Genomic DNA, 17,472 nt, shown 5'->3' with positions numbered 1-17,472 from the left:
CTCACCCCTCCAGCGCCTGGGCCTGGCTCATCAGGCGGATGAAGACGTCTTCGAGCGTCGTCTCGCCCTGGCGCACGGCGATGTCGTGGTCGCTCTTGACGGCATCGATCGCGGTTTCGAGCGCTTGCGCATCGGAGCCGACGACATGCACCTCGCTGCCGAAGGGCGCCACCTGTTCGACGCCCTTTGCCCCCGTCAGCGCTTTGGCGGCCGCCGGCGCGCCTTTGCCGCTCAAGATGAAGGTGGTGAGCTTCGACTGGTCGATGATCTCTGAGACCGTGCCGCGCGCCACGATGGTACCGTAGGCGATATAGACGATGCGGTGGCAGCGCTCCGCCTCGTCCATGTAATGCGTGGAGACGAGGACGGTGAGGCCCGTTTCTGCGAGCTCGTGGATCTCGTCCCAGAATTCGCGCCGTGCCTTCGGATCGACGCCCGCCGTCGGCTCGTCGAGGAGAAGGAGCTCGGGCGTGTGCATGGTGCAGGCGGCAAGCGCGAGACGCTGCTTCCAGCCGCCGGACAACGTGCCCGCGAGCTGGTCGCGCCTCGAGGCGAGGCCGAGACGGTCGAGCGTGTCTTTGGCTGCCTTGCGCACGTTTGTCATGCCGTAGAGGCGGGCGACGAAGACGAGGTTTTCCTCGATCGTCAGGTCCTCGTAGAGCGAGAAGCGCTGCGTCATGTAGCCGACGCGCCGCTTGATCTCTTCGGCCTGAGTGAGGATGTCGTAGCCGAGGCAGGTGCCGCTGCCGCCGTCGGGATGCAGGAGCCCGCAGATCATGCGGATGGTCGTGGTCTTGCCGGAGCCGTTCGGGCCGAGAAAGCCGACGATCTCGCCGCGCGCGATCTCAAGGTCGATGTCCTTGACGACCGCCTTGCCGCCGAAGCGCTTGGTGAGATCCTCGACCTCGATGACGGGGGCGCGATCGCTTTGGCTGGTGCCCGACCTCATGATCCGGGCTCCGCAGCGACGAGACGCACATCGACCGGCTGCCCGACGCGCAGGCGTGCCGTGTCTCCGACCGGGCGGGCCTCGGCGCGGAAGAGGAGCTTGCCGCGGCGTTTTTCCGAAAAGATGACCGGCGGCGTGAATTCCGCTTCCGCCGAGACGCGCGTCACTTTTGCCGTGAGACCGGCCGGACAATTGTCGCAGGAGATGGCGATTTCGGCATTGTGCGGCAGCTGCGCGAGCTGCGGTTCCGGCACGAAGAAGACGATCTTGCGCTCGCTCTCCGGCAGAAGCGAAAGGACGGGCTCGCCGGCGGCGACGACCTCGCCCGCGCGGTAATAGACATCGTCGATGAGGCCCGCTTCCGGCGCGCGCACGCTCGTCTTCGCAAGCTTCGTCTTCGCCTGAGCGACGCCGGCGCGCGCCGCCTCGACCTGGCGCTCCGCCGCCTCGATCTGAGCTTTGCGGGCGGGCAGCGTGGCGACGTCCTTCTGGCGCCGGGCCTCGGCAAGCTGCGCTTCGGCGACGGAAAGCGTTTCGCTCGCCTGGTCGAGGCGCGCCTTGGCGATGACGCCGCGCTGGAAGAGATCCTGCTGGCGCTGAAATTCCTTTTCCGCCTGATCGCGGGAGGCGCGGGCTTTGTCGATCTGCGCCTCGATGACGGAGAGTTCGACGGGCCGCTGACCTTCGCGGCGGTCGGCGAGCTCGGCCTCGGCGGCGGCGAGTTCCGCCTCCGACTGGCGAAACTCCGCCTCGATCGTCTGGCGGTCGAGCGTGAAGAGGAGGGCGCCGGCCTCAACCTGCGCCCCTTCCCGAACGCCTATGTCGGCGATGCGCCCGGCGATTTCCGGCGCCGCATAGACGAAGTCGCCTTCGACATAGCCTTGCAGGGACGGCGCATCGGCTTCGCCGGCACGCCCGCAGGCGGACAGGGCCGCGACAGCCGCAAGGACGACGAAAAGGGCACCGGCGACACGCATCTCATGCCTCCCCCTTCCGGCCGCGCAACTCCGTCACGACGAGATGAAGATGCGTCCGGAGCATCGCCTTGATCTCGTCGAGCAGCGATGGGGTATACCGGTCGGCCCCGAGCCGGCGCAGAACCACGGCCTCGGCGACGCGCAGAAAGATGCCCTGGCCGATGAGGAGAAAAGTTCTGAGACGCACGGTCTCGCTGTCGGGATCGAGCCCGGTGGCGACGCCGAAATTGAGGCACACCGTGCGGTGCATGCGCTCCATCACCTGCGCATAGATGATGTCGAAGGCCGCCGTCGGGCTCATCTGTTCGCGCAGGATGAAACGGGAGACGCGGCGCATGTCCTCATGGCCGACGATGACGTCGACGATCGTATCGAAGGCGAGCTCGAGATGGGCAAGCGCCTCCTGCGGGTTCGCGGGCGGGGCGGAATTGACGATCTGCGGCGCGCGTTCTGCGATCCGGCTTCCCATGATCGCGGCGACATGGCCGGCGACGGCGAGATAGAGCTCCTCCTTGCCGCCGAAATGGTAGGAGATCGCGGCGACATTGGCCTTGGCGAGCTTGGCGACATCGCGCACCGAGGCGGCATGCAGGCCGCGCTCGCCAAAAAGCTCCAAGGCCGCATCGAGAATGCGTTCGCGCGTCGTGTCGCCCGGAACGTTGGCCGGGCTCGCCGGCGAGCGCCGGGGCGCTGCGGGTTCCTCCGCCGGCGCCCTGGACGCGCCGGTGGCATTCTCCGAGGATTTCGGCCGGCGAGCGCCTTCCTTGGGATGCAGCATGGGGGGCTGCACCATGGGGCGCTGCGACACGGGGTTTCTGCTCATGGATAGGACTTTCCGGCCTTTGATCTAGGCATAATCATCCATCAAACGATCGTTTAAGTCAAACGTTCGTTTGAATGCGTCATGTCGTGGCTGCGCAGGCCCGCGGAACATGCTAGCCGGGGCGCGGAAGGGCGGTTGCCGTCATCGGGAGGCCGGACGGCAGTGGTACCCGGGCAGAGACGGCGGTTGCCGCCACCAGAGGAGGCGGGATGTGACCTACGAGCAATTCAACGCCTTCTGCGGGGCGCTGCCGGCCACGACCCATGTCGTGCAATGGGGCGGGGCGGATGTCTGGAAGGTCGGCGGCAAGGTCTTTGCGATCGGCGGCTGGCACGAGGAGCGGCCGGCCTTCACCTTCAAGACGACGGAAATCTCGTTCGAGATTTTGAAGGAGGAGCCGGGGCTCCGCCCGGCGCCTTATCTCGCCTCGCGCGGCCTCACCTGGATCCAGGATTTTGCGCAAGGCCTCTCCGACGAAGACCTCCGCGCCTATCTCCGCGCCTCTCACCGCCTGGTGGCATCTGGGCTTTCGAAGAAGAAGCAAAAGGAGCTCGGCCTCGATCTGCAGGAGACGTGACGGTTGGATCCCCACTCAGAGGATTGAACACGCAGAATTTCGGGTGCGGTCGGCTGGCAGGCGAGGCCGGCGGAAATCGACCCAGAGCGCGAGCTCGGCATTTGCGGGAGGGCGAGACGGCGCATCACGCCGGGCGCTTCGACGCCTTCCGCCAATCGGCCGGTGTCGTCCCCATCACCCGCTTGAAGGCACGGCTGAAGGCTTCCACGGAATCGTAGCCGACGTCGTAGGCGATCTGACTGATGCCAAGACGCCCCTCGCGCAGCTGCTGACAGGCGAGCTGCATGCGCCATTGCCTCTGGTAGCGCATCGGGGGGACGCCGAGGAGGTCGGTAAAATGTTCGACGAAGGTGCTGCGTGACATGCCGACGGCGCGGGCGAGATCGGCCGTCAGCCATTCGGTGCGCACATCCCGGTGAATCAGGGCGAGCGCTTGAGCGATGTGCGGATCCTGGAAGCCCCGCAGCCACCCGGCATGATCTTCGCGGCGCTCCAGGAAATGGCGCACCGCCTCCACGAACAGCACCTCGGAGAGGTGGGACATGACGCCGGAGGAGGCGAGGCGGCCCTCGACGAGCTCGGCGACCGCAAAGCGCACGGAACTCTCCACCCATTCGCGTGAGGCCGCCTGCCGGAGGTCGAGCTTGAGGGCGCGGGGCAGGAGCGCGAAGACAGGGTTGATCGCCTCCGAACTGCCGAGGAAGCCGCAAATGAGATGCGTTTCTTCGCCTCCGCCGCCATGCACGATGCGGGTCAGGCCGCCGCCTTCGGACAGGCGCATGAGGCTCTGCCCGTCGATGGGGGCAAGCCCGGGAGCGCTGGAAAGCGTATGCACGTCGTTGTGGGTGAGAAGCACGACTTCGCCGCCCTCCACCTCGAGCGGCGGTTCGCCCTCGATCTGCAGGAGCATGTGTCCGGCGAGGACGACGTGGAAGAAGATCAGCTGCAGCGGATCCTGCAGGATCGAGCGGCAATCCTCCGCCATCAGTGTCGTGACGACACTGTAGGGCGCCGTCAGGCGCACATCGAGAAACACGCCGCCCGTCAGCCGGACTGCACGAAGAACATCCGACAGCGGGTCCGGGGTTGGCGGCCCCTTTTGTTCGGACGGACAGTCGGAAGAGGCGGACGCGCGATCATTCTGCAACCGGGTCTCCGCATCTACCACTCCGCCCGGATCTGTCGGGCAGAGCGTACTTGGAAGAGCAGTCCATCCCTTGGCAGAAAAACTGTCAAGGGAGTGTCGAGAGGCCCGGCGGCTCCTGTTCTAGGGATGAGGAAACCAGAAAATGACAGTTCTTGCTGCGGCGTCCGATCTCGGCGCCATCAAACAGCGTCAGCAGGCCATGTGGGCGACCGGCGATTATTCGGTGATCGGCACGACCTTGCAGATTGTCGGTGAGGATCTTTGCGAGGCGCTCGATCTGCGCGCCGGCGAGCGCGTGCTCGACGTGGCTGCGGGCAACGGCAACGCGACGCTCGCGGCCGCCCGCCGTTTCGCGTTGGTCACCTCCACCGACTATGTGCCGCGCCTGCTGGAGCGCGGGCGCGAGCGCGCGGAGGCGGAGCGCCAGACCGTCTCCTTCACGGAGGCCGACGCGGAGGAGCTTCCGTTCCCGGACGAAAGCTTCGACGTCGCCGTCTCCACTTTCGGTGTCATGTTTTCGCCCGATCAGGAGAAGGCGGCGCGCGAGATGCGGCGCGTCGTGCGCCGGGGCGGGCGCATCGGCCTCGCCAACTGGACGCCGGATGGCTTCATCGGCCGGCTCTTCAAGGTGATCGGCCGGCATGTGCCGCCGCCGGCGGGGCTGAGATCACCCTCCCTCTGGGGAACGGAAGAGCGGCTCGCGGAGCTCTTTCCGGCGTGTCGGATCACGGTGAAGCCGCGCATCTACACGTTCCGTTATCGCTCCGCCGAGCATTGGGTGGACGTTTTCCGCACCTGGTATGGGCCGACCAATCGCGCCTTTGCGGCGCTCGACCCCGCCGGTCAGGCGGCGCTGGCGGCGGATATCGTGACACTCCTTCAGGACCTCAACCGCGGCGGCGAGGCCGCGCTGATCGTGCCGAGCGAGTATCTGGAAGTCGTGATCGACCGCAGCTGATGCGGCCGGCGTGTGGTCTTCCGGCATGCCTGCCGTGGATGGCCCCTCTTTCGACCGTCTCCTGGAGAGAGACGATTGCTCAAGGCGGGGGCGAGACCTGTCTGTCAGGCGCAAATCAAAGGGGCACGGCCTTTCGGCCGTGCCCCAAGCTGTTTCGCTTGTCCCATGCGCCGGATTTCGGATTGGCATCCGGCGCATGCGACGCGATGGTTGGCCTCAGTGGCGCGGGGCCTGGAGGTCGAAGCGGTCGGCCTCCATCACCTTCGTCCATGCGGCGACGAAGTCCTTCACGAACTTCTCCTGGCTGTCGGCGCAGGCGTAGACCTCGGCAAGCGCACGCAGCTGCGAGTGCGAGCCGAACATGAGGTCGACGCGCGTCGCCTGCCATTTGACCTCGCCGGTCTTGCGGTCGCGCCCCTCATAGGTGCCGTCGGCAACGGGCTGCCATTGCGTCGCCATGGTGAGGAGGTTGACGAAGAAATCGTTCGTCAACGTGCCCGGCCGGTGGGTGAAGACGCCGTGCGGCGCGTTCTGATAGTTCGCGCCGAGGACGCGCATGCCGCCGAGAAGCGCCGTCATTTCCGGGGCGGTGAGCGTCAAAAGCTCCGCCCGGTCGACCATCGCCTCCTCCGGCCGCATGAATTGCCGACCGCTCAGGTAATTGCGGAAAGCATCGGCACGCGGCTCGAGGGCGCGGAAGGAATCGACGTCCGTCTCTTCCTGGCTCGCATCCATGCGGCCCGGCGTGAACGGCACGGCGACATCGACGCCGGCATCCTTCGCCGCCTTTTCCACGGCTGCGGTGCCACCGAGCACGATGAGATCGGCAAGCGAGACCTTCTTGCCGCCGGTCTGGGCGGCGTTGAAGTCCGCCTGGATCGTTTCGAGTGCCTGCAGCGCCTTGGCGAGTTTTTCGGGCTCGTTTGCCTCCCAATCCTTCTGCGGGGCGAGGCGGATGCGTGCGCCATTGGCACCGCCGCGCTTGTCGGAGCCGCGGAAGGTCGAGGCCGAGGCCCAGGCCGTGGAAACGAGCTCGGAGACCGACAGGCCGGAGGCGAGGATTCTGGCCTTGAGATCGGTGATGTCCGCAGCATTCACCAGCTCGTGGTCGGCCGCCGGGATCGGGTCCTGCCAGAGCAGCGTTTCCTGCGGCACGAGCGGGCCGAGATAGCGGACTTTCGGGCCCATATCGCGGTGGGTGAGCTTGAACCAGGCGCGCGCGAAGGCATCGGCGAACGCGTCGAAATCCTCGTGGAAGCGCCGCGAGATCTTCTCGTAGTCCGGGTCGAAGCGGAGCGCGAGATCGGTCGTCAGCATCGTCGGCTTGCGGAAGCGGCTCGGGTCATGCGCATACGGGATTTCCGCCGGCGCATCCTTCGCCACCCATTGATAGGCGCCGGCCGGGCTCTTTTCGAGCTCCCATTCGAAGCCGAAGAGATTGTCGAAGAAGTAGTTGCTCCACTTGGTCGGCGTCTGCGTCCAGGTGACCTCCGGACCGCCGGTGATGGCATCGTCGCCGAAGCCCGTGCCGTGACCGCTCTTCCAGCCGAGGCCCTGATCCTCGACCGCCGAGCCTTCCGGGTCCGGGCCGAGAAGCGAGGGATCGCCCGCGCCGTGCGTCTTGCCGAAGGAATGGCCGCCGGCGATGAGCGCCACGGTCTCTTCGTCGTTCATCGCCATCCGATAGAAGGTTTCGCGGATGTCCTTCGCCGCCGCGACGGGATCGGGCTTGCCGTTCGGACCTTCCGGATTGACGTAGATGAGACCCATCTGCACGGCCGCGAGCGGCTCTTCGAGCTGGCGCTCGCCGGAATAGCGTTCATCGCCGAGCCAGGTGCCTTCGGGGCCCCAGTAGAGCTCTTCCGGCTCCCAGACATCGGCGCGGCCGCCGGCATAGCCGAACGTCTTGAAGCCCATGGTTTCGAGCGCGACGTTGCCCGCGAGCACCATCAGATCGGCCCAGGAGATCTTGCGGCCGTATTTCTGCTTCACCGGCCAGAGGAGCCGGCGCGCCTTGTCGAGATTGGCGTTGTCGGGCCAGGAATTCAAAGGCGCGAAGCGCTGCTGTCCGGCCCCGGCGCCGCCGCGCCCGTCGGTGATGCGGTAGGTGCCGGCCGAGTGCCAGGCCATGCGGATCATCAAGCCACCGTAATGGCCGAAATCGGCAGGCCACCACTCCTGCGAATCCGTCATGAGCTGTTTCAGGTCCTCGATGACCGCGTTGAGGTCGAGGCTCTGAAACTCTTTTGCGTAATCGAAGTCCTTGTCCATCGGATCGGACAAGTCGGAGTTGCGGTGCAGCGTCGAGATGTCGAGCTGCTCGGGCCACCATTCGCTGTTGCGGGCCCCGCGTTTCCCGCCACTGAACGGGCAGCCGCCGGAACCGTCGTCTACTTTCGCATCCATGTGCGCCTCCTTGGACGTTTCTATCAGGAGCAGAAATTATCTGCCGCCGGCCGATAGGTGAAGCCTTCTTTTTATAATCGCTCTAATAAGAAACGCTGATGACGTGCGTGCGCAGCGCGCGGGTGTCGTGTTCGGGGCGGTTTTGGGGGAGCGGACGAGGACCGCATGCGGCGGCTGAGGCGTGCGCCAAAGGAAACGGCCGCCGCGGTGTGCCGCGACGGCCGTCGAAAAGAGATGGATCCGGCCGAGGGCCAGGGTAACGTTGCGCCTTCGCCCTGTGAGGGCCCGGCCACGCCTCTCCGCAGGCTCCGGCCCGCGCGCAAAACGCGTTGCCCGAAAAGCCCGTCTAGCGCTGCTTCACCACGATCGGTACGAGCAGATCGCCCCAGAAGCCGTCTTCGGAATGGTGGCGGGCGGTGCGCTGCAATTCGACCGAAAGGCCGGCATCGACGCAGCCGATCACGGCCTGATTCAGCCGGTGCAGTTCGTTGGCGAGCACGCGGATGGCTGCCTGCTGCGCGTCAGTCATTTCGGACGAAAGCGCTTCTGCGCGCTCCTTCACCGGCGGTTTGGTCAACATCGTCTCCACTTTCTTTGCGCGCCCAGTTCGGTCGCCGGGCTCAATTGCGACCGCGGGAGAGGATCGCTCTCCCGCGGCCTTTAGGTTGCGCGTCTTCTGACCGGAAAATCAACCCGGTCACGCCGCGCGCGTTTGGGCTTTCTCCTCCCCGGAGTGGAACTGAGCGGATTCCGTCGATTCGCCCATGGCCGTGGTCGACGACAGGCCGCCCGTGATCGCCATCGACACGGCATCGAAATAGCCGGTGCCGACTTCGCGCTGGTGGCGGGTCGCCGTGTAGCCGACGGATTCCGCCGCAAATTCGGCCTGCTGCAGCTCCGAATAGGCCGCCATCTGGCGATCCTTGTAGCCGCGGGCGAGCTCGAACATGCCGAAGTTCAGCTGGTGGAAGCCGGCGAGCGTGATGAACTGGAATTTGTAGCCCATCGCACCGAGCTCGCGCTGGAACTTGGCGATGGTCTCTTTGTCGAGGTTCTTTTCCCAGTTGAACGAGGGCGAGCAATTGTAGGCGAGCATCTTGCCCGGATGCGCCTTGTGCACGCCTTCGGCGAAGCGCTTCGCCTGTTCGAGGTCGGGCTTCGACGTCTCGCACCAGATGAGGTCGCAGTAAGGGGCGTAGGCGACGGCGCGGGCGATGCAGGGCTCGAGCCCGTTCTGCACCCGGTAGAAGCCTTCCGCGGTGCGGCCGGCGTCGTAATCGACGAAGGGACGATCGCGCTCGTCGATGTCGGAGGTGAGAAGCTTCGCCGCTTCCGCATCGGTGCGGGCGATGACGAGGCTCGGCACGCCGCAGACATCGGCCGCAAGACGCGCCGCCGTCAGGTTGCGGATATGGGCCGCCGTCGGGATCAGGACCTTGCCGCCGAGATGGCCGCACTTCTTTTCAGACGCGAGCTGATCTTCGAAATGCACGCCAGCCGCGCCGGCCTCGATATAGGCCTTCATGATCTCGAAGGCGTTGAGCGGGCCGCCGAAGCCGGCTTCCGCGTCGGCGACGATCGGGGCGTACCAGGTGTCGACCGACTGCTTGCCTTCCGACGTCTCGATCTGGTCGGCGCGCTGGAAGGTGCGGTTGATCTTGCGGGCGAGCTCCGGGCCGGAATTGGCCGGGTAGAGCGACTGGTCGGGATACATGGCGCCGGCGACGTTGGCGTCGGCCGCGACCTGCCAGCCGGAAAGGTAGATGGCTTTCAGGCCTGCACGCACCATCTGCATGGCCTGGTTGCCGGAGAGCGCGCCGAGAGCATTGACGAAGTCGTCTTCATGGAGAAGCTTCCACAACCGGTTGGCGCCGTGCTCGGCCACCGAATACTCGATCTTCAGAGATCCGCGCAGCCGCTTCACATCCTCTGCGGTATAGGGCCGCTCGATCCCCTCGTAGCGATCGGCCGGAGCGTTCGGAAGAAGGCTCTGAAAATCGGTCATGTCAATCTCCTTACTAGACTTCTTGTGTCTGTTCCCGTCTTTGTGAGGCTCATTTACAATGCGGCGCACAAAATGCCAGGGCGAAAAGCCGGAAAATCGCGTGAAACGGGTGAACTTGTAAGTCTTGCACGCGTGTTTTTGTCGAAGTTGTAAGGAATTTACAAAATCTCGCGGCGGTCGTAAGTTGGCAGACGTTGCAACGACGCGGTGGGGGAGGCGATCGTGGCGGAACGCAAGATATTCGCAGGTCCGCGCATCAGGCGCGTCAGAAACGGCCTCGGCCTGACCCAGGCCGACATGGCCGAAGCCCTCGGCATCTCTTCGAGCTACCTGAACCTCATCGAGCGCAACCAGCGGCCTCTGACCGTGCAGGTGCTGTTGAAGCTGCAGGCGGCGTTCAAGATCAGCGCGAGCGAACTCAAGCTCGACGAGGAGGGGGTCGATCTCGACGCCCTCAAGGCGGTGTTCGCCGATCCGCTTCTGGCCGCGGAAGTGCCGAGCCCGTCGGAGCTGGAAGAGGTGGCGGAGGCGGCGCCCAACGTGGTGCGCGGCATCTCGCGTCTCTACGAAGCCTATATGGAAGGGGCCGGGCGGCTTTCGGAACTGTCGCAGCTTCTGGCCGAAGGCGGCGAGATCCGCACCGAGATGGGCGCGCGGCTGCCCTTCGACCGGGTCGCGACCTGGTTCGAGGAGGCGGGGCCGTGGTTTCCCGAACTGGAAGACACCGCCGCGGCTTTGGCGGAAGAGCTGACCCCGCGCGATGATCCGTTTGCGGCGCTCAAGGCGCATCTGCGCGAGCGCCATGGCATCGATCTCAGGATCCTGCCCGCTCATGCGCTGCCGGACGAGCGCGCCCGCTTCGATCGCCATTCGATGCGCTTCTTCATTGCCGAATCCGTGCCGCTCGTCGATCGCGCCTGGCTCGTCGCGCTGCAGGTCGCCTATTCCGGCCATGCGCCGCTTTTGAACAAGCTCGCGGCCCAGGCCGCGCCGAAGGATACGGAATCGCAGCGTCTCCTGCGGGCGGGCTTCGCACGTCGTCTCGCCGACGCGATCCTGATCCCGGCCCCGCGCCTTGCCGCGGCGGCGCGCGAATTCCGCTTCGATCTCGCCGGGCTCAGCCAGCGCTTCCAGACCCGCAATGCCCGCATCATGGCGCGGCTTGCAGCCCTTGCCGGCAATCCGGAAGGCGATGTCGATGAGGCCGCCCTCGTCGTGCTCGACGGCGCCGGCACCGTGATCACCCGCATCCGAGGCGCGGGTTTTCCTTTTGCCCGGTTTGGCGCCGCCTGCGGGCGCCTGCCGATTTTCGACCGGCGGACGGAAAGCGGCGTGCTCGCGGCGCGCCTGTCCTTTCCCGACGGGGCGACCTTCTTCGCGCTCGCCATGCGGGAATCCGAAGCGCTCGCCGACAAGACGCTGCCGCCGCCTTTACGGGCGACGCTTCTCGTCTTCCCCGAGCGTTTTGCCGAGGCGACCGTCTATGATTTCGTTCGCTCCGCCCCGGCGCGGCCCGTCGGTGTGACCTGCCGGCTGTGCGAGCGGGAAGGCTGCGCCCATCGCGCCCAGCCGCCGGCGACGCGGCCGGCGAGCCTGCACGATTACCGCATCGGCAAATCCGACCGGGAGATCCCCTGAGCGTCACGGCGCCGGCGCACCTGCGACTTTCGTTATTCCAAAACGCGGCGTTTTTGGTCTCGCGACGATTGAAGCTTGCCGCGGCTTGCCCCTATGTTGCCGGGGAATGGCCGCTATGCGTGCAGTGAAAGCCCACCAACAGGGGAGGTGCTCTTGTTCAGAGCTCTTTGTCTCGTCTCCACCCTGGCGATCGTCGCTGCCTCCGGCAGTCCGGCCTTGGCCCAGGACGAGGAGAAGGTCGTCAACGTCTACAATTGGTCGGACTATATCGACGAATCCATCCTTGAAGACTTCACCAAGGAAACCGGCATCAAGGTCGTCTACGACGTCTACGATTCCAACGAGATCCTGGAAACCAAACTGCTCTCCGGCGGCACGGGCTACGATGTCGTCCTGCCGTCCGCCTCGCCGTTTCTCGCCCGCGAGATCCAGGCCGGCGCCATGCAGAAGCTCGACAAGTCGAAACTCCCCAACCTCAGCCATGTCTGGGACACGATTGCCGAGCGGGTATCGAAATACGATCCCGACAACGAATACTCGGTCAATTACATGTGGGGCACGACCGGCATCGGCTACAATGTCGATATGATCAACGAGCGCATGCCCGATGCGCCGGTGAAGTCCTGGGATATGGTCTTCGACCCTGACGTCATCTCGAAGTTTCAGGATTGCGGCGTCTACATGCTCGACGCGCCGACGGAGATGATCCCGGCCGCCCTCAACTATCTCGGCCTCGATCCGAATTCGACGAATCCGGACGACATCGACAAGGCGGAAGAGCTGTTGAAGTCCGTGCGCCCGTACATTCAGAAGTTCCACTCCTCCGCCTATATCGATTCTCTCGCCAACGGCGATATCTGCATGGCGGTCGGCTGGTCGGGCGATGTCTTTCAGGCGATCGACGCGGAGGCCGAAGGGATCAACGTCAAATACGTGATCCCGAAGGAGGGCGCGCAGATGTGGTTCGACCAGATGTCGATCCCGGCCGATGCGCCGCATCCCGCCAACGCCCACGCCTTCATCAACTACATCCTGCGTCCCGATGTCATCGCCAAGGCGTCGAACTATGTCTTCTATGCCAACGGCAACAAGGATTCGCAGCAATATCTCGATGAAGAGATCATCGGCGATCCGGCGATCTATCCGCCGAAGGACGTGATGGACAAGCTCTACACGGTCGACCCGTACGACCCGAAGGCGCAGCGGCTCATCACGCGCGCCTGGACGAGCGTCAAGACCGGGCAGTAAGAGGCCGGAAAATGGCCGGGCAGGCATTCTGCCCGGCCTCCAACGAGGGAAGGGTTACGTATGGCCAAAATGCTCGGGCCCGTGAGGCGCGCTTTTCAGCCGTGGAACGATCCGAGTCAGCCGCCCTTCATCGAATTCAGGAACGTCACCAAACGCTTCGGCGATTTCACCGCCGTCGACAACCAGTCGATCACCGTCTACGAGCGCGAATTCTACGCCCTGCTCGGGCCATCCGGTTGCGGCAAGACCACCTTGTTGCGGATGCTGGCCGGCTTCGAGGAGCCGAGCGAGGGCGAGATTTTTCTGGATGGCCGGCCGTTGACGGGCGTGCCGCCGCACAAGCGGCCCGTCAACATGATGTTCCAGTCCTACGCGCTCTTTCCGCATATGAACGTCGCCGACAACATCGCCTTCGGCTTGAAGCAGGAGGGGATGGCGAAGGCCGATATCGCCGTGCGCGTCGACGAGATGCTGCGCCTCGTCAAATTGCAGGATTTCGCCCGCCGCAAGCCGGCGCAATTGTCCGGCGGCCAGCAGCAGCGCGTGGCGCTCGCCCGAGCGCTCGCCAAGCGTCCGAAAGTGCTGCTTCTCGACGAGCCGCTCGGCGCGCTCGACAAGAAGCTGCGCGAGGAGACGCAGTTCGAGCTGACCGACCTGCAGGAGAGCCTCGGCCTCACCTTCCTCATCGTCACGCATGACCAGGAAGAGGCGATGACCATGGCCGACCGCATCGCCGTCATGGATCATGGCCGCGTCATCCAGGTGGCGACGCCGGCCGTCATCTACGAGGCGCCGGCCTCGCGCTACATCGCCGATTTCGTCGGCGACGTGAACATTTTCGAAGGCCGCATCGCGCATCTGGAAAATGGCGGCCTGACCATGACGACGGCGGCCGGCTTTACGGTCGAAGTGGCAGAGATGCCGCAAGGCGTGGCCCGCCCGCAGGCCGGCGAGACGATCTGGTTCGCCATCCGCCCCGAAAAGATGGTGATCAGCCACGAGCGGCCGCCAAACGCCACCACCAATCTCATCGAAGGCGAAGTCTGGGACATCGGCTACCTGGGCGATGTCTCGATCTACAACGTCAAGCTCGATTCCGGCGACGTGGTGCGTGCGACGCGCCTCAACGCCTCGCGGGAAGTGGAACGGCCGATCACCTGGGAGGACCGGGTCTTCCTCTCCTGGCGGCCGGACGCCGGCACCGTCCTGGTACGATAGGGGGGCGGCATGCACGCTTTGCGCAGCTTTCTCGCCCGCCGCATCGTCATCGCCATTCCGTATCTGTGGCTCGCCGTCTTCTTTCTGGCGCCGTTCCTGATCGTCCTGAAGATCTCGTTTTCGGCGACCGCGATCGCCATGCCGCCCTATACGCCGGTCTTCGACGGGCTGGCGACGCTTTGGGAGAGGGCGAAGGATCTCTCCTTCGACAATTACGTCTGGCTGACGGAGGATGCGCTTTACATCAAAGCCTATCTTTCCTCGGTCAAGATCGCGCTCATTTCGACGGCGATCACGCTCCTCATCGGCTATCCTCTGGCGCTCGCCATGGCGCGGGCGCCGGACCGCATCCGCCCGATGCTGCTGATGGCGATCATCCTGCCGTTTTGGACCTCGTTTCTGATCCGCGTCTATGCCTGGATCGGCATCCTGAAGCCCGAGGGTCTTTTGAACCAGCTGCTTCTGTCGCTCGGCGTCATCGACCAGCCCCTCACCATCATCAACACGGATTGGGCCGTCTATATCGGCATCGTCTATTCCTATCTGCCCTTCATGGTGCTGCCGCTCTACGCCACCTTGGAGAAGATGGATTACCGGCTGATCGAGGCCGCGAACGATCTCGGCGCGACCCCGCTCGGGGCTTTTTGGAAGATCACCGTGCCTTTGTCGGTGCCGGGCATTCTGGCGGGTTCGCTCCTCGTCTTCATTCCGGCGGTCGGCGAATTCGTCATCCCGGATCTTCTCGGCGGCTCCGACACGTTGATGATCGGGCGCACGCTCTGGGTCGAGTTCTTCTACAATCGCGACTGGCCGGTCGCGAGCGCGGTTGCGATCGTGCTCCTGCTGCTCCTCGTCGTGCCGATCGTCATTTTCCAGAAGATGCAGCAGAGGGCGTCGAGCTGATGCGCCGCTTCACCTCTTTCAATCTGGTCGCGCTCGTCTTCGGCCTCGCCTTCCTCTATCTGCCGATCCTCATCCTGATCATCTATTCCTTCAACGCCTCGCGCATCGTCACCGTCTGGGGCGGGTTTTCGACGCGCTGGTATGTCGAGCTCATGCACAATCAGAGCATTCTCGACGCGGCCTGGGTGACCTTGCGCGTGGGGCTCCTGTCCGCGACGCTTGCCACCTTCCTCGGCACGCTCGCGGCGATCGCTCTCGTGCGCGGGGGGCGGTTTTGGGGGCGCACGCTCTTTTCCGGCATGGTCTTCGCGCCCCTCGTCATGCCGGAGGTGATCACCGGCCTGTCGCTCCTGCTGCTCTTCGTGGCGGTCAATTTCGACCGCGGCTTCTGGACGGTGACGATCGCGCATATCACCTTCTCGATGTGCTTCGTGGCCGTCGTCGTGCAGTCGCGGCTTCTCTCCTTCGACCGCTCGCTGGAAGAGGCGGCGCTCGATCTCGGGGCGACGCCGGTGAAGACCTTCTTTGCCGTCACGCTGCCCTTGATCGCGCCTGCCGTCGTCGCCGGCTGGATGCTCGCCTTCTCGCTCTCGCTCGACGATCTCGTCATTGCGAGTTTCACGACGGGCCCGGGCGCCACCACCCTGCCGATGAAGATCTACAGCCAGGTCCGCCGCGGCGTGACGCCCGAGATCAACGCGGTGTGCACCATCCTCGTGGCGCTGGTGACGCTGGGCGTGCTGACGGCCTCGATCCTCGGCAAGGCCCGCTCTCCGGCGCGAGCCCCGTAGTTGCGGCAACCTTAAGCCGGGGGAAAGCGTCGTCGCGGGCAACCCATAGACACGGGCAGCGCTGCGCCTCAGTTCGAGGCGGGCGCGCTCGAGGTCAGTTCCGGGCTTGCCAGCGTGCCGATGATGTCGACCGGGATCGCCGGCTGGTCCGTCTTCGGCGTGAGCGTTCCGGACAGGTCGAGGCGACGGTCATGAAGACCGATCTCGCCGGCAAGCGAGGCGGTGTAGCGCGACGTCTCCACCAGGCCGTCGGTGAGTTCACACTGCCCGTCGGCGAAGGTGAGGCCCGCCTTGAGCAGCGTGAAGGGCGTGCTTGCGGTCGCGTTGAGGAGCGGCTGTGCCCCGCCTTCAGGCGCTTTGGCTGCGGCTTCGAGGTCGAGATACGGCAAGCGGCCGTTCTTGGCGTCGACGGTCAGGCGCCCGGTCGCTGTCTGCAGCATGGCGCCGACATCTTCGCCGGAGCCGGCCAGTTCGACCATGATATCGGCCGTCCCCTCGATCGGCGCAGTGCCGAGCATGGAGGTGAGGCCCGCGGTCTTGAGCTCGTGAGCGCGCAAGGCAGTCTGCAGACGCGGCAGGCCGTCGTCCACATCGAGGGTGATGTTGCCGCTGAGGCGCCCCCCATAAAGCTCCGCCTCGCCGATCGTCAGAAGGGCGTGGCCGTTCTGGACGAGAAGCGATGCCCCGACCCGCTGCAGGCGGGCCGCATCGACCCGAACTTCGCCGGCCGAGACGCGAAGATCGGCCTTGAAATTGTCGAGCCAGCCGGTGGTGAGGCGCGTCTTGAGGATCGCCGGCGCCTCGCCGTCGTCGACGCGGAAGAGATGATGCAGGACCGGCGTCGTATCGAAGGAGGGGAAGGCGAGGGTTCCGGACATGGACGGTGTGCCGGTGAAATCGAGCCGCAGGGCGCCTTTGCCCGAAACGCCGTTCAGATTGAGGGTCGCGTCGGAAAACGTCGCCATATTGCCGGCGATGTCGGCGTCACTGTCGAGGCGAATGGTTTGGAACGGTGAGGCTTCGGCAAAACGGCCGCTGAACCAGGAGAGCACTGTGGGTGCATCTTCGAGGTTGAGGGCGAGCCGGCCGAGGAGATGCGGATCGCGCGGGTCGCGCACGGTCCCGCTGAAGGAGGCGTTGAGACTTTTCGCCTGCACATCGAGATTGAGCGTCGTTTCGCCGGCCCGGATGAAGCGATAGGGCTGCTGGGCGGAGGCGGTGATGCGCATCTCCTCGCCATGCCGCACGAAGCGGCCGGAAACTTCGATCGGCTTTCTGACGCTGTCCCATTGCAGATTGAGGTTGACCTTGGAGAAGACCTCGCGGCGTCCGCTCTGTTCGTCGCTGTAGACGATGCGCCCGTTCTGGATGACGAACGAGCCGAGGCGCACATCGCCGGCAAAGGCCAGTTGCAGCGCGGCGGCACTCGTGTCGAAATCCCAGCTCTCGGCCCCGTCGGCGGCACGGCGCAACGAAATCACGGGAGAGACGATGGTGAAATCCTCGATTTCGACCTCACCGATGAGAAGCGGCAGGAGGCGCACCGAGGCTTTGAGGAAGGCCATCTGGACGAAAGGCGTGTCGTCGCCCGGAGGTCCGGCGATCTCCACGTCCTTGAGCTTGACGCTGAGGCGCGGCAGGAGCGTGATGACGGCTTCGCCCTCGAGCGAGACTTCCCGCCCGGTCCAGGCCGATATCTGCTCGGCGACCCGACGCTTGACGTCTTCGGGCGAGACGAGTTGGCTAGCGAGGAATGCCAGCCCGCCCACGAGAACGACCAGGAGGCCGAGGGCGATAAGCAGCCGCCGCATCATGGGGACCTATCTCCGTTG

Annotated in this window: 15 protein-coding genes; 7 read left to right on the top strand and 8 right to left on the bottom strand. The window is 65.1% G+C overall.

The genetic code is table 11. The annotated features are described in order from the left end of the window. Position 1 precedes the first annotated feature (1 nt). Genes L0F51_RS12900 through L0F51_RS12890 form a run of 3 tightly spaced genes read right to left on the bottom strand, consistent with a single transcriptional unit; the run spans position 2 to position 2,749 of the window. Entirely contained in the window at positions 2 to 949 is a 948-nt protein-coding gene (locus L0F51_RS12900; RefSeq protein WP_234629631.1) for an ABC transporter ATP-binding protein, read from the bottom strand. Beyond that, positions 946 to 1,926, bottom strand: coding sequence for an HlyD family secretion protein (locus L0F51_RS12895; protein WP_234629630.1), 981 nt, complete (start codon positions 1,924 to 1,926; stop codon positions 946 to 948). Before L0F51_RS12895 ends, L0F51_RS12900 begins: the two co-directional genes overlap by 4 nt. Before the next feature lies 1 nt (position 1,927). Then, entirely contained in the window at positions 1,928 to 2,749 is an 822-nt protein-coding gene (locus tag L0F51_RS12890; protein WP_234629629.1) for a CerR family C-terminal domain-containing protein, read from the bottom strand. A gap of 211 nt (positions 2,750 to 2,960) precedes the next feature. Here L0F51_RS12890 and L0F51_RS12885 point away from each other — a divergent pair, with 211 nt between their 5' ends. Continuing rightward, the gene (locus L0F51_RS12885) at positions 2,961 to 3,326 is read left to right on the top strand and encodes an MmcQ/YjbR family DNA-binding protein (protein WP_234629628.1); all 366 of its coding nucleotides are present in this window, start codon (positions 2,961 to 2,963) and stop codon (positions 3,324 to 3,326) included. A 124-nt stretch (positions 3,327 to 3,450) separates the two neighbouring features. Here the strand turns inward: L0F51_RS12885 and L0F51_RS12880 are convergent, their stop codons facing one another. Continuing rightward, positions 3,451 to 4,473: an AraC family transcriptional regulator gene (locus tag L0F51_RS12880; protein ID WP_234629627.1), complete on the bottom strand. Its 1,023-nt coding sequence runs from the start codon at positions 4,471 to 4,473 to the stop codon at positions 3,451 to 3,453. A 142-nt stretch (positions 4,474 to 4,615) separates the two neighbouring features. Between L0F51_RS12880 and L0F51_RS12875 the strand changes: the two genes are divergently transcribed. Further along, positions 4,616 to 5,431 carry a class I SAM-dependent methyltransferase gene (locus L0F51_RS12875; RefSeq protein WP_234629626.1) on the top strand — a complete coding sequence of 272 codons (816 nt, stop codon included), beginning with the start codon at positions 4,616 to 4,618 and terminating at the stop codon, positions 5,429 to 5,431. 216 nt (positions 5,432 to 5,647) lie between these two features. Here L0F51_RS12875 and katG read toward each other — a convergent pair whose 3' ends face one another. From katG to aceA, 3 genes are all read right to left on the bottom strand, one after another. Continuing rightward, a complete protein-coding gene (gene katG, locus L0F51_RS12870) occupies positions 5,648 to 7,837 on the bottom strand; it encodes a catalase/peroxidase HPI (RefSeq protein ID WP_234629625.1) in 2,190 nt (729 codons plus the stop codon). 346 nt (positions 7,838 to 8,183) lie between these two features. Next, a complete protein-coding gene (locus L0F51_RS12865; protein ID WP_092809024.1) occupies positions 8,184 to 8,417 on the bottom strand; it encodes a hypothetical protein in 234 nt (77 codons plus the stop codon). A gap of 117 nt (positions 8,418 to 8,534) precedes the next feature. Further along, positions 8,535 to 9,842, bottom strand: coding sequence for an isocitrate lyase (gene aceA / locus L0F51_RS12860; protein WP_234629624.1), 1,308 nt, complete (start codon positions 9,840 to 9,842; stop codon positions 8,535 to 8,537). A gap of 222 nt (positions 9,843 to 10,064) precedes the next feature. Here aceA and L0F51_RS20195 point away from each other — a divergent pair, with 222 nt between their 5' ends. The 5 genes from L0F51_RS20195 to L0F51_RS12835 all read left to right on the top strand — a co-directional run bounded on the left by L0F51_RS20195 (position 10,065) and on the right by L0F51_RS12835 (position 15,640). Further along, entirely contained in the window at positions 10,065 to 11,480 is a 1,416-nt protein-coding gene (locus L0F51_RS20195) for a short-chain fatty acyl-CoA regulator family protein (RefSeq protein WP_234629623.1), read from the top strand. Between the two features lie 153 nt (positions 11,481 to 11,633). After that, positions 11,634 to 12,728 (top strand): polyamine ABC transporter substrate-binding protein, encoded by a 1,095-nt coding sequence (locus L0F51_RS12850; RefSeq protein WP_234629622.1) that lies wholly within the window; start codon positions 11,634 to 11,636, stop codon positions 12,726 to 12,728. A gap of 60 nt (positions 12,729 to 12,788) precedes the next feature. Further along, a complete protein-coding gene (locus L0F51_RS12845) occupies positions 12,789 to 13,946 on the top strand; it encodes an ABC transporter ATP-binding protein (protein WP_234629621.1) in 1,158 nt (385 codons plus the stop codon). Between the two features lie 9 nt (positions 13,947 to 13,955). Then, positions 13,956 to 14,849 carry an ABC transporter permease subunit gene (locus tag L0F51_RS12840; RefSeq protein WP_234629620.1) on the top strand — a complete coding sequence of 298 codons (894 nt, stop codon included), beginning with the start codon at positions 13,956 to 13,958 and terminating at the stop codon, positions 14,847 to 14,849. After that, on the top strand, positions 14,849 to 15,640 hold the full coding sequence (locus tag L0F51_RS12835; protein ID WP_370642402.1) for an ABC transporter permease: 792 nt from the start codon (positions 14,849 to 14,851) through the stop codon (positions 15,638 to 15,640). Before L0F51_RS12840 ends, L0F51_RS12835 begins: the two co-directional genes overlap by 1 nt. A gap of 68 nt (positions 15,641 to 15,708) precedes the next feature. Here the strand turns inward: L0F51_RS12835 and L0F51_RS12830 are convergent, their stop codons facing one another. Next, on the bottom strand, positions 15,709 to 17,454 hold the full coding sequence (locus L0F51_RS12830; RefSeq protein WP_234629619.1) for an AsmA family protein: 1,746 nt from the start codon (positions 17,452 to 17,454) through the stop codon (positions 15,709 to 15,711). Positions 17,455 to 17,472 lie beyond the last annotated feature (18 nt).

This window comes from Afifella sp. H1R (genome assembly GCF_021462425.1).
Lineage (GTDB): Bacteria > Pseudomonadota > Alphaproteobacteria > Rhizobiales > Afifellaceae > Afifella > Afifella aestuarii.
This window is presented reverse-complemented; position numbering and strand designations above follow the sequence as displayed.